Genomic DNA, 12,568 nt, shown 5'->3' on the forward strand with positions numbered 1-12,568 from the left:
GTTATTTTTTTAGGTACTAACGTTATGCGCGATGGGTTCAGGCTTCAGTCGCAAGCAGCAGCCGGTTCGCCGAGCCGCAAACGGTGATTTTGCTTCTGACCACCTCTTTCATGGCATCCATGCCGACGCGCATGTAGAAGCGCGGATCGTTGCCCTGTGGGTTCTCGGCAAACCAGGCTTTGACTGCGTCAGAGAAGGCGATTTTCAGCTCTGTTGCGACGTTAACTTTGCAGACGCCCAGCTCAATGGTGCGGCGCACATCCTCATCCGGCACATCACTCGCACCGTGCAGCACCAACGGCACTGTCACTACCTCGCGGATCTCGGCCAGCCGCTGGAAGTCGATTTTTGGGCGTTTGGTATAGAGACCGTGCGCGGTACCGATGGCAACGGCGAGGCTGTCCACGCCTGTTAGTTCGACAAAGCGTTTTGCTTCCTGCGGGTCGGTCAGGAACGCGCTTTCGGCGTCGACGCTCATGTCATCTTCCACTCCGCCCAGTCGGCCCAGTTCGGCCTCGACGCTACAGTCGTTGAGGTGGCAGAAATCGACGACCGATTTCACCAGCTTGACGTTTTGTTCGAAGGGGTAATGGCTACCGTCGATCATTGCGCTACGTACGCCGGCATGGACTTTGCGGCGAATGTCGTCCAGCGATTCGTGGTGATCGAGGTGTAGCGCCAGCGGCATGTCATAAGTAAGGGAATATGCGCTGCACAAGGCGTAGATCTCTTCCAGCGCAATATGTTTAAACGTCCCCGGCGTACCCGCGAGGATCACCGGCGATCGCATTTCGCTACAGACTTCGAGGATCGCCTGGATCGTCTCGGCGTTATGGATGTTAAAGGCCGGAACGGCATAGCCCTTCGCCTGTGCGTCCTGCAAAAGATATTTGGTAGAAATAATACTCATGAGCCTGTCCTCTTAAGCCTGCCACGGATGAATAACGACGCCCTGGACCACACGGTTAACCGTACCGCTGGCGGATGGCGTATCCGGCGTATTGCCAACGTGCAGAGACTGGGTCAGTGCGAAGACCTGGGCGTACATCAGGAAGCAGAACGCCTGCTCCATATCGTTAAATGAACGGGAAGGCGGCAGCAGGATATGCGGGCCAGCTTCAATGACCGGATCCGTTTCGGCTGCAATGGCTACCACGCGCATAGCCTGACGATCGCGTCGCAGCTCGGCGAGCAGATCCCGATCGTACTGACGCGTATACGGATGGCTGGAGACAAACACGACGACCAGCGTTTCGTTGTCTACCAGCGACTTAGGCCCGTGACGGAAACCCGTTGGCGAATCGTAGAATGCCGCCAGCTTGCCGGCGGTCAGCTCCAGCACCTTCAGCGCAGACTCCCGTGCGGCGCCCTGTAATCCACCGCTGCCCAGATAAACAATGCGTTTCCACGGTTCGTTACCAAAGACGCCGGGACTGAAATCGCCAAGCGATGTGAGGATCGCCTGACAGCGATCGGACACGTCGCGGAACGTTTTGCTGTTGATCGTTTCCGGTGCGAATACCGCCAGGCAGCTCGCCATCATGGTGGTGATGCTGCTTGTCATCGCGAACCCGCGATCGTGCGTTTCGGCTGGCATGAGCAGAGCGCAGGCGTTATCGCTGTCGACGGCATTCTGGTACAGGCTGCCTGCTTCATTACAGGTGATCGACAGGTGGTAGCACTCCGGTACAAACTGATTCGCCAGCTCAACGGCGGCGACGCTCTCCGGGCTATTGCCAGAACGGGCGAAAGAGACCAGCAGCAGCGGGTGCGCAGGGCTGAAATAATCCATCGGGTTGGTGACCAGATCGGTCGTAGGTATCGCGGTGATGTTTTTCCCCGTGTGGCTGGCAAGCCATGGCGCAATGATGTCGCCGATAAAAGCAGACGTACCCGCGCCGGTCAGAACGATCCGCAGATCGGGTTTGCGCAACAGTGGCGTCAGAAAACTGTCGATCGACGCGCGCAGATTATCAATATTGTTGAGCGAGCGAAGCCAGCTGGCTGGCTGCTGGCGGATCTCTTTTTCGGTCCAGGTGCCGGTGGTGGCGATAGTGGTTTGTGGCATAACTCAGTCCTTAGTCGTGTGAATTCCACATCAGACGCTGGCAAATGTGTCGCTATCTTTCGTTTCGTTTCACTTGTTCACTTTAGCAGTTAAAGAAAATCTATAGAAAAGAAATCGAAAGTTCAATGGCGAAAAAGAAATAAAACGAAAAGTGTGATCGCGAAAGGAAAGGTAAAAGTCAAGGAAAGGAAAAGAAAGGCCTTACGATCGTCTTCCGTAAGGCCAACAGGACACACTGTGAAAAGGCTACAGGGAAAGAGCCTGACCCTGGATCCAGATCTGCCGGAGGTGTAAACCCGCATCCAGCGCAAGAACATTGGCGCGTTTGCCTGGCGCTAACGTTCCCAGCAGGTGATCCATACCGAGCAGACGGGCAGGATGCAGCGAGGCCATATGGATTGCGTTTTCTGGGGCGATCCCCGTATGCTCCACCATATTCCGCACGGCGGCATCCAGCGCGAGCGTGCTGCCCGCCAGCCCGCCTGAGGCCGTGCGGACAACGCCGCCCTGCATCTCGACATTTTCACCACACAACGTATAGCGCCCATCAGGCATACCCGCCGCCTTCATGGCATCGGTAATCAGCACCGTACGATCCTTCGCGCAGCAACAACATAGCCGCATGGCTCCAGGATGAACGTGATGCCCGTCGGCAATAAGCTCCAGCCACGCGCGTGGGTCCGTAAGCCCGGCGCCAACCATGCCGGGCTCCCGGTGGTGTAACCCTGTCATGCCGTTGTAGCAGTGCACCAGCCCGGCTGCGCCTGCATCAAATGCGGCCAGGGTTTGCGCGTATGTAGCGGCGCTGTGGCCCAGCATGACGCGTATCCCTTTTTGCTTGAGGTGATGGATCGCCTTCAGGGCATCCACTTTTTCCGGAGCAAGCGCCACCACCCGCAGCGTGTTCTGCGAAACCGCAATCAGCTCATCAAGTTCCGCGAGATCCAGTTCGCGAAACAGTTCTGGCGGGTGCGCCCCTTTGTTCTGCGGTGTAAAGTACGGGCCTTCCAGATAGCTGCCCAGGATCTGCGCGCCGGGGCCACCGGCATGACAGCGACGGGCAATGCGCCGTAACGCGCCATGGATCGCCTCCAGCGGAGCGGTGACGGTGGTAGGCAGAAACGCCCCCACGCCTTCACGCGCTTTGTGCACGGCTAACCGGTCCAGCACGTCGGGCGCATCATCCATCACATCCACACCCGCGCCGCCGTGGACGTGGATATCAATGTATGCCGGGCAAAGCAGGTCTGCCTCGCGGGTATTAACCCCTGCCGGAATCGGCTCGATGGCGGTGATGACGCCTCTATCCATACGCAGCTGATGGTCATCCAGCCAGCCCTGCCCGGTAAGCAGACGACGCGCGCGCAGCAGCTGGCTCATATCCCTTCCTCGGCGGGCGCTTCCTCGCGACAGCGTGCAAGTTCATCCACCAGGCTGGTCAGGCCGCGATGGCCGCACTCCAGCGCCTGCAAACGAAAGGCTTCACTGCTTAATCCGTCGCGCTCCAGAACCATCTCCAGCAAAAGCTGGAGATTGGTGCCGGTGATCACTTCGCTGCCGGGGCGCTGCATCGCGAGGGTAGAGGCCACACGAAACGGCGTACCGCCGAGAAGATCGGTAAGAAACACAATATCGTGCTCTGCATCCAGTTCATTCACTGCCTGCTCAAGCTGCCCGGTCAGCCGCGCAGTGGTGGAGCTTTCCGGAAAATCGATGGCGATAAACTGCGGCTGTTCGCCGAGGATTTGCTTCATCGCCTGTTCCAGCCCGCTGGCAAAACCGCCGTGACCCGTCAAAATAATGCCTAACATCGCAACCTCTTTGCTTATTACAGGAAGTGACAGAATTTACCGACAACGCCCAGCACCACGGTGATACCAATCAGGCGCAGCGGGCTCCAGCCACGGCGTACCAGCCAGAACATGGTCAGGGTGTAGACCAGCGGCAGAAAAGCGGGCATCAGTTTGTCGATCACATCGGTTTGCAGTTTGACGACCGCATCCCCGGCTTTAATCTCGAGTGTGGTATTCAGGCGCACATAGGTTGCCACCAGCGCACCAATCACTGTCATCCCGACAATGGACGCAGCATGACCAACCTTTTTGGTGTTGGCCTTGATCAGCGGGATCGCGGCGACACCCATTCGATAGGCATAGTGCGCCAGACCAAAACGCAGGCCGAGATGCACCACGTTAAACAGCACGATAAAGACCACCGCGCCAAGAATGGATCCCTGTAGCGCCAGGCTGGCGCCAATCCCCCCGCAGATGGGCAGCAGGGTCAGCCAGAACATGGCGTCACCAATGCCACCGAGCGGTGCGCCGACGGCAATTTTAGTGCTCTGGATGCTGTTCACATCCTGCTTGGAACGCTCCATTGCCAGAATAATGCCGATGACGAAGGTCACCAGGAACGGGTGGGTGTTGAAGAAGCCCATATGGCCTTTCATGGCGCGCGCCAGGTCCCGCTTATTGGTGTGGATCTTTTTCAGCGCGGGCAGTAGCCCATACAGCCAGCCGGAGGCCTGCATACGCTCGTAGTTAAACGAGGCCTGTAGCAGCATGGAACGCCAGGCGACACGGTTAATATCCTTTTTCGTTAGCTCAGCGCCAATACTCTGGTCTTCGTAGACGTTTTCATTCACGCCGGTCAGCAGTGTCTCTTCACTTTCAGACACGCCCGGCAGGGTGGTGTGATTAGATGCCATCTTCAAATTCCTCTTTCTGGGCCGCAGGCGCCGTGGGTTCAGGCGATTTGCGCAGCAGGTCGATCAGCGCCATCGCCAGCGCAGCCGCGGCAATCGCCAGCACCGGGAGTTTCAGCCAGGCCGCGGCGACAAAGCCGATAATGAAGTAAGGGATGTAAACGTTTTTCATCATGATCTTCAGCAGCACGGCGAAGCCGATCGCTGGCATGATGCCGCCCGCGACGCCGAGACCGTCGATCAGACGTTCCGGCAGCACGTCAATGGCGGTTTTCGCATGTTCAGCCCCGAAGTAGATGGGCAGAAACGCGCACAGGAAGTAGAAGACGCCGAGCGCCAGCAGTGCCAGATAGTTGACCCGTTCAATACCACGGGTGTCTGCGTTAGCCGCCATGCGATCGCAGCGGGACATCACGCCGGACATCACCGAGAAGAGGAAGGTGATCCCCATCTGAACCGCCACGGCAAACGGCACGGCGACCCCAACGGCGACATCCGGCTTCACGCCTGTAGTAATGGCAAATGTGGTGCCAACGATGGTGCCGATAATCACGTTTGGCGGCTGCGCGCCCGCCAGCGGCGCGAGTCCCATCCAGACCAGTTCTAACGTACCGCCGGTCAGAATTCCGGTGTGCAAATCGCCCAGAATCAGGCCAACCAGTGGCCCGAGTACCACCGGACGGTGCATGTGTGTTAAGCCGTTAAACATATCCAGGCCCGCTATAAAGGCGAGAAGCCCCAGCGCGAAAGCCTGCAACAGACTGATTTCCATTGTGAATCCCTCAGAGCAGTTTAAAGAGATCCAAAGCAGTCTCTGTTGGAACGCCCTGAACGAAGCATTCCACTCCGGCCGCCTTCAGGCCGTTAAACGCGGCGATATCGTTCGCGTCTACAGATACCGTTTTGGCAATTTGCTGTTTGCCACTGGCGTAATGCATATTTCCGACGTTAATACGGGTGATGGGCACGCCGCCCTCGACCAGCGTTAAAAAATCAGCCGGTGTTTTACAGACCAGCAGAATTTTCTGCCGGTCGGCGGCGCGATGAATGTTGTCGATCACTTTTTGCAGGGACCAGAAACGCACGGCGATGCCTTCCGCCAGCACCATCTCCATCAGGTTTTGCTGAACCGGATCGTCTGCAACCTCGTCATTTGCCACCAGCACCAGGTTCGCCCCCGCAAACCCCACCCACTGTACGCCCACCTGACCGTGGATCAGGCGTTCATCAATGCGGCATAAGACAATGTTTGGCATAGCGTTTTCCTCTTTTTAATTATGCGTGTTGAGTCGTTACGCCTTCGCAGGCGGCATGGTACTGCTGGAGTATGTCCTGAATGTGGTCGAGGATGAGTTCCCGTGGTGTGGACCTGAGAGCGCCATCGCGAACTTTGCTGTACTGCAACGGCAGATACTGGCTGATCAGCGGCAGCGGGATCGGTTCATCCGCCAGGTTGCGTACCAGCCGCTCAAAGGCGTCGTCAATCTGGCTGTCTGGCCAGTAATAGCGCACGCGGTCGGAATAGCTGTAACCGCGCGCCAGGCGACGGGCATTGCCGTCGCCGTGATAGTGGCTTTGCCAGTATTCCGGGCGATCGAGCATCACGTTTTCCAGGACGTGACGCAGCCCTGAGCAGGCTTTTGCCGGCAGCAGCTCTTCTTCAATTGCTGCCAGTGAGAACAGCGCTTCGCGCAGCGCGAAGGTTAGCGCAGGGCCGACTTTCAGAATGGCGAAGTGATCTTTCACCAACTGGCGCAGCGCCTGCGGCGTCTGGTAATCGGTAGAGTGTGCTTCAAATACAAGCGTGTCGTAGGCTTCAACCATCTCGCTCAGCGCGACGGCTTTATGCGGTTGATAGTCACAAACCTGCGCATGGTCGAACTCAACGCCAGGCTGAACTACCAGGCCAATAATGCGCGGCCAGATGTCGCTTAACCCTTCCTTCTCGAATGCGTGGCGGTGTGCCTCAAGCGTGGCGCGTGCCGCCTCTGGCGTGGTGACCTCAAGCTCGGTCAGCGTCTCGTGTGCCCCACCGGGAACCGGAACTTCCGTGCCGATAACGTAGACCAGATCGGCTACGCCAAATTGCTCGAGACAGGTGGTTTCGGCAATTTTAGCCAGCCGAGCGGCACGCCCGGCAACGATTGCATCGGTTAACGGAACCGGGTCGTCTTCGCAGGACATGCTGCAATCGAGGTGAATTTTTTTAAATCCGGCCGCCACGTAGCTTCTGATCAGATCGTCGGCGTTCGCCATCGCCTGCGAAGCCGGCAGGTTTTGCCAGCGGTTTGGACCTAAATGATCGCCGCCAAGGATCAGCTGCGAGGTGGGGAAACCAAGAGATCCCGCCAGCTTGCAGACAAACCCATAAAAATCGGCGGGCGTCATACCGGTATAACCGCCAAACTGATCCACCTGGTTTGAGGTGGCTTCTATCAGCAGGGGCGTCTGTTGTGAATGGGCGTAACGTAGTGCAGCTTCAAGTACCAGTGGATGTGCGGAACAGACGGCATAAATCCCGTTTGTATTCCCCCGTTTATGTTGTTCCACCATTTCTGTCAGATGTTTCACTTTCCTCTCCATTTCGGATGGTGTTGGCATTCATCTTTCGTTTTGTTTCATTTGATACTGCATTATGGTGAGGTAAAAATAAAACGAAAGATAATAGTTTTCCGATCTGTTTCACAAAAGAAACATAATGAAAGGTTTCAGCGGCGATTAAGCTTGCGTCCGCACACCATACAGGGCTTGCATTCCCTCAAAAGAAAGGCGTTAATAAGCAAAACGAAATGAAACGAAAGTGTATTTACTAAGGAGCTCGTATGAGCAGCACCGATTCGTCCGCAGAGAAGCGCATCACCGGCACCAGTGAAAGGCGAGAGCAGATTATTCAGCGGTTGCGGGCGCAGGGAAGCGTGCAGGTTAACGATCTTTCTCTTTTATTCGGCGTGTCGACGGTGACGATCCGTAACGATCTGGCCTTTCTGGAAAAGCAGGGGATTGCCGTTCGCGCTTACGGCGGCGCGCTGATTTGCGAAGGCAATGCCCCCGGCGTGGAGCCGTCCGTTGAGGACAAAAGTTCCCTTAATACGGCAGTGAAGCGCAGCATCGCGCAGGCGGCGGCTGAACTGGTGAAGCCGGGTCACCGCATTATTCTGGACTCCGGCACCACAACCTTTGAAATTGCCCGCATGCTGCGCCAGCACACCGATGTCATTGCCATGACCAACGGGATGAATGTGGCAAACGCGCTGCTGGAAGCGGAGGGCGTAGAGCTGCTGATGACCGGCGGGCACTTGCGCCGTCAGTCGCAGTCCTTCTATGGCGATCAGGCGGAGCAGTCCTTACAGAATTACCATTTTGACCTGCTGTTCCTGGGCGTCGATGCCATCGATCTCGACCGGGGGGTGAGTACGCACAACGAGGATGAAGCCCGTCTGAACCGCAAAATGTGCGAGGTGGCGGAGCGTATTATCGTTGTCACTGACTCCAGCAAGTTTAACCGTTCAAGCCTGCATAAAATCATTGATACTCAGCGGATCGACATGATTATCGTTGATGAAGGCATTCCGGCGGAAAGCCTTGAAGGATTACGCAAAAGCGGGATCGATGTGGTGCTGGTCTAAAGAGGCTTTTCCCCTCTCCCTAACCCTCTCCCCATAGGGAGAGGGTTCCCCAGTAATTTGAAAGCAAAAGCTATAACGTTGCCTCAGAATAACTGAGGGCTTTCAGCGATGCCTCGGTCCGGCTGTAAATCGCTGAGGCGTTTCCTGTAGGCCGGGGCGAGGCGCAGGGATGCGCCGAGAGGGCGGGCTTTACAGGGATGTTACCTCCGCCCGTCCCCGATAAGCCGGAAGGAATAAGCCGAAGGTACCGCGAAGCGGCGATTTTCCGCCGGAAGCCCGGGTCGCCAGGGTGGTGGCGACTGAGCCACCCTGGCACGTTCACCGCTCATGTCGTGACAGAGTAGCAAGGAACATAAAGTGAACGGAATGACCACCAGAGCCGTATGTTCCCCCTCACCCCAGCCCTCTCCCTCAAGGGAGAGGGGGTCGTCTGTGCAGGCATTATTTTGTGGGGAACCCTCAGCCCCATAGGGGGGAGAGGACTGCCCGGTGCGGTTTTTTACCCTCTCCCCGGTGGGGAGAGGGTAGGGTGAGGGGCCATCAGGTCACCGGCGCCGGGTTAAACACCGCCAGCGAGTTATGCAATCCCCATTGATCGGAGAAGGTTTTCTTCCGCCCGCTTGCCACATCCAGAATGAAGTGGAACAGCTTCCAGCCCACTTCTTCAATACTCTCTTCCCCGGTGGCGATGGTGCCCGCGTTGATATCCATTAAGTCATACCAGCGGTTTGCCAGCTCGGTGCGGGTCGCCATTTTGATCACCGGTACCGCCATCAGGCCGTACGGCGTGCCGCGCCCGGTGGTAAAGACCTGTACCGTAATGCCGGACGCTACCTGCTGGGTGCCGCACACGAAATCACTGGCAGGCGTTGCCGCGTAGATCAGACCGCGTTTGGTTGGTCGCTGGCCAGGGGAGAGCACTTCCACAATCGCGCTCTGGCCGGATTTGGCAATCGACCCGAGGGCCTTTTCCACCACGTTCGCCAGGCCGCCTTTCTTGTTACCCGGAGACGGGTTGGCGCTGCGGTCGGTTTTGCCCATGTCGAGATAGTTATCGTACCAGGCCATCTCCTCCAGCAGGCGTTTGCCCACCTCTTCGTTGACGGCGCGCGGCGTGAGCAGGTGGATAGCATCACGTACTTCGGTGACTTCGGAGAACATCACCGTGGCGCCGCAGCGCACGAACAGATCGGAGGCATAACCGACTGCCGGGTTGGCGGTGACGCCGGAAAACGCATCGCTGCCGCCACACTGTGTCCCAACGACCAGTTCAGAGGCCGGGCAGGTTTCACGCTGGCGTTTGTTCAGCTTCTCCAGATGGTGCTCTGCCACCTGTAAAATGTCGTCGACCATCGATCTGAAGCCGACATGGTGTTCATCCTGAAGTCGCACAACACTGGCATCGTCAACCGGAATGGCTTTCACATCCTCAGTACCCTGCAACAGGCGTTCTGGCTGCAATTTTTCACAGCCGAGACCAATCACCATGACCTCACCGCCAAAGTTTGGGTTAAGGGCGATATTGTGAATCGTGCGGATCGGCACGACCGCTGCGGGCGCGTTGATCGCCACGCCGCAGCCGTACAGGTGGTTAAGACCCACCACGCCGTCAACGTTGGGGTATTTCGGCAACAGATCGCGCTCAATAATTTTCACCACATAATCCACTACGCCCGCCACGCAATGCACGCTGGTGGTGATGCCAAGCAGGTTTTTGGTTCCCACGCTGCCATCCGCGTTGCGGTAACCCTCGAAGGTATAACCCTCCAGCGGAGGCAACGGCTCAGGGACGCGGGTAGCCAGCGGCAACGTCTCCAGCGGCGGGGCGGTGGGTAGCTCAACCAGCGACTCTTCAATCCAGCTACCCTGCGGGATAGCGCGCACCGCATAGCCGATGACTTCGCCGTAGCGCACGATTTCGCCCTGCGCCGGGATATCGACCAGTGCGACTTTATGCCCCTGCGGAATGTGCTCAATCAGCTCCAGGCCATCCGGAAAGCGGGTGCCAGCTTTTAAGCCATTGTCGTTGACAATAATCGCCACGTTATCGGTATCGTGCACTTTTATATAGAACGCCGTCGGCGACGCCTGTCGAATTTCAATATCGGCCATTGTTCACTCTTCTCCAGCAAAATATCTGATACTAAATATAGCCAGATGGTTAATTGTTTCTTATTGAGGAAATAAAGAATGCCAGGAGAGGAAAGGTGAGAATGTGATCGCGATCGCTCCCGAACCACTAATCGTTGATTCTGTGCATCAGCGCCCACTGTGTTGGGCATATGCTCAAAATAGCGTGCTACTCCCGTTGGATAATTGAGCATTGAGACAATGTGCTGCCGGGTGGTGACGATTATACTGAATGACGATTTTATAACGCCAAAATTCAGTCAGGAAAATAAATATAACGCTGACGCTGAGTCGGAATAAATAAGAAAAGCTACTGGCTAAAACTGCGGAATTAAAAAAGGTATAAGTAATGAGTAACGACATCTTCCCGAATAAATTTAAAGCGGCCCTCGCGGCGCACCAGATTCAGATTGGCTGCTGGTCTGCGCTGGCTAACCCCATTAGCACCGAAGTGCTGGGCCTGGCCGGGTTCGACTGGCTGGTGCTGGACGGCGAACATGCGCCAAACGATATCAACACGTTTATTCCGCAGCTGATGGCGCTGAAAGGCAGCCACAGCGCGCCGGTGGTGCGTGTGCCCACCAACGAGCCGGTGATCATCAAGCGTCTGCTGGATATCGGCTTCTACAACTTCCTGATCCCGTTTGTTGAAACGGAAGAAGAAGCGGTGCTGGCCGTGGCGGCGACCCGCTATCCACCGGAAGGGATCCGCGGCGTGTCCGTCTCGCACCGCGCCAACATGTTTGGCACCGTGCCGGACTATTTCGCTCAGTCCAACAAGAACATCACCATTCTGGTTCAGATCGAGAGCCAGCAGGGGGTCGATAACGTCGACGCTATTGCCGCGACGGAGGGGGTAGACGGCATTTTCGTCGGCCCGAGCGATCTGGCGGCCGCCTTTGGTCATCTGGGCAACGCCAGCCATCCGGACGTGCAGCGCGCAATTCAGCACATTTTTGCCCGTGCCAAAGCGCACGGTAAACCGTGCGGCATTCTGGCGCCAGTGGAAGCCGATGCCCGCCGCTACCTGGAGTGGGGCGCAACGTTTGTCGCCGTGGGCAGCGATCTCGGCGTATTCCGCGCCGCCACGCAGAAATTAGCGGACGCTTTTAAAAAATAACCATCATTGAGGAAACAGATTATGACGCTGAAAGTGGGTTTTATTGGCCTGGGTATCATGGGCAAACCAATGAGCAAAAACCTCATCAAAGCAGGTTACTCACTGGTGGTTTTAGATCGTAATTCAGACGCGGTGGCAGAGGTGATTGCGGCTGGGGCAGAAACGGCGACAACCGCAAAAGCGATTGCTGAGCAGTGCGACGTGATTATCACCATGCTGCCAAACTCCCCGCACGTGAAAGAGGTGGCGCTGGGTGAGAACGGCATTATCGACGGCGCGAAGCCGGGTCTGGTGGTGATCGACATGAGTTCTATCGCACCGCTGGCAAGCCGCGAAATCAGCGAGGCGCTGAAAGTGAAAGGCGTGGAAATGCTGGATGCGCCGGTCAGCGGCGGCGAACCGAAAGCCATCGACGGCACCCTGTCGGTGATGGTGGGGGGCGATAAAGCTGTGTTCGACAAATACTACGACCTGATGAAAGCCATGGCTGGCTCCGTGGTGCACACCGGTGAAATTGGCGCAGGCAACGTCACCAAGCTGGCAAACCAGGTGATTGTGGCGTTGAACATCGCGGCCATGTCCGAAGCGCTGACGCTGGCCACCAAAGCGGGCGTTAATCCGGATCTGGTCTATCAGGCCATTCGCGGTGGTCTGGCGGGCAGCACCGTGCTGGATGCCAAGGCGCCGATGGTGATGGATCGTAACTTCAGGCCGGGCTTCCGCATCGATCTGCACATTAAGGATCTGGCGAATGCGCTGGATACCTCCCACGGCGTGGGCGCGCAGCTGCCGCTGACTGCCGCCGTCATGGAGATGATGCAGGCGCTGCGTGCGGACGGTCTGGGCACCGCCGATCACAGCGCGTTAGCGTGCTATTACGAAAAACTGGCGAAGGTTGAAATTGCTCGCTAATGACGTCC

General features: G+C 57.0%; 12 protein-coding genes. 3 read left to right on the top strand and 9 right to left on the bottom strand.

The window, feature by feature from the left end; all coding sequences use genetic code 11:
* Nucleotides 1-37: 37 nt before the first annotated feature.
* The 8 genes from kbaY to kbaZ all read right to left on the bottom strand — a co-directional run bounded on the left by kbaY (nucleotide 38) and on the right by kbaZ (nucleotide 7,355).
* The gene (gene kbaY, locus O1722_RS02880; RefSeq protein ID WP_032672044.1) at nucleotides 38-910 is read right to left on the bottom strand and encodes a tagatose-bisphosphate aldolase subunit KbaY; all 873 of its coding nucleotides are present in this window, start codon (nucleotides 908-910) and stop codon (nucleotides 38-40) included.
* A gap of 12 nt (nucleotides 911-922) precedes the next feature.
* A complete protein-coding gene (locus O1722_RS02885) occupies nucleotides 923-2,068 on the bottom strand; it encodes an SIS domain-containing protein (RefSeq protein ID WP_033487750.1) in 1,146 nt (381 codons plus the stop codon).
* Between the two features lie 246 nt (nucleotides 2,069-2,314).
* Nucleotides 2,315-3,448 carry an N-acetylglucosamine-6-phosphate deacetylase gene (gene nagA / locus O1722_RS02890; RefSeq protein ID WP_033487749.1) on the bottom strand — a complete coding sequence of 378 codons (1,134 nt, stop codon included), beginning with the start codon at nucleotides 3,446-3,448 and terminating at the stop codon, nucleotides 2,315-2,317.
* A complete protein-coding gene (agaF, locus tag O1722_RS02895) occupies nucleotides 3,445-3,879 on the bottom strand; it encodes a PTS galactosamine/N-acetylgalactosamine transporter subunit IIA (RefSeq protein WP_032104425.1) in 435 nt (144 codons plus the stop codon). The genes nagA and agaF overlap by 4 nt, the downstream gene beginning before the upstream one ends.
* A 17-nt stretch (nucleotides 3,880-3,896) precedes the next feature.
* Nucleotides 3,897-4,775 (bottom strand): PTS N-acetylgalactosamine transporter subunit IID, encoded by an 879-nt coding sequence (agaE, locus tag O1722_RS02900; protein ID WP_017693933.1) that lies wholly within the window; start codon nucleotides 4,773-4,775, stop codon nucleotides 3,897-3,899.
* Nucleotides 4,765-5,544 (bottom strand): PTS N-acetylgalactosamine transporter subunit IIC, encoded by a 780-nt coding sequence (agaW, locus tag O1722_RS02905; RefSeq protein ID WP_003861730.1) that lies wholly within the window; start codon nucleotides 5,542-5,544, stop codon nucleotides 4,765-4,767. Before agaW ends, agaE begins: the two co-directional genes overlap by 11 nt.
* A 10-nt stretch (nucleotides 5,545-5,554) precedes the next feature.
* Nucleotides 5,555-6,028, bottom strand: coding sequence for a PTS N-acetylgalactosamine transporter subunit IIB (gene agaV, locus O1722_RS02910; RefSeq protein WP_003861728.1), 474 nt, complete (start codon nucleotides 6,026-6,028; stop codon nucleotides 5,555-5,557).
* 19 nt (nucleotides 6,029-6,047) lie between these two features.
* Nucleotides 6,048-7,355 (bottom strand): tagatose-bisphosphate aldolase subunit KbaZ, encoded by a 1,308-nt coding sequence (kbaZ, locus tag O1722_RS02915; RefSeq protein ID WP_032649636.1) that lies wholly within the window; start codon nucleotides 7,353-7,355, stop codon nucleotides 6,048-6,050.
* 239 nt (nucleotides 7,356-7,594) lie between these two features.
* Here kbaZ and O1722_RS02920 point away from each other — a divergent pair, with 239 nt between their 5' ends.
* Nucleotides 7,595-8,398 carry a DeoR family transcriptional regulator gene (locus tag O1722_RS02920; protein WP_017693937.1) on the top strand — a complete coding sequence of 268 codons (804 nt, stop codon included), beginning with the start codon at nucleotides 7,595-7,597 and terminating at the stop codon, nucleotides 8,396-8,398.
* A gap of 540 nt (nucleotides 8,399-8,938) precedes the next feature.
* Here O1722_RS02920 and garD read toward each other — a convergent pair.
* Nucleotides 8,939-10,510, bottom strand: a complete 1,572-nt coding sequence (garD, locus tag O1722_RS02925; protein ID WP_032669108.1) for a galactarate dehydratase — start codon at nucleotides 10,508-10,510, stop codon at nucleotides 8,939-8,941.
* Between the two features lie 367 nt (nucleotides 10,511-10,877).
* Here garD and garL point away from each other — a divergent pair, with 367 nt between their 5' ends.
* Together garL and garR are read left to right on the top strand one after the other, a co-directional pair.
* On the top strand, nucleotides 10,878-11,648 hold the full coding sequence (garL, locus tag O1722_RS02930) for a 2-dehydro-3-deoxyglucarate aldolase (protein ID WP_003862676.1): 771 nt from the start codon (nucleotides 10,878-10,880) through the stop codon (nucleotides 11,646-11,648).
* A gap of 21 nt (nucleotides 11,649-11,669) precedes the next feature.
* Nucleotides 11,670-12,560, top strand: coding sequence for a 2-hydroxy-3-oxopropionate reductase (gene garR / locus O1722_RS02935; protein ID WP_015571956.1), 891 nt, complete (start codon nucleotides 11,670-11,672; stop codon nucleotides 12,558-12,560).
* Nucleotides 12,561-12,568: the final 8 nt, after the last annotated feature.

Source organism: Enterobacter cloacae complex sp. HYC003_NIDB (assembly GCF_056673375.1).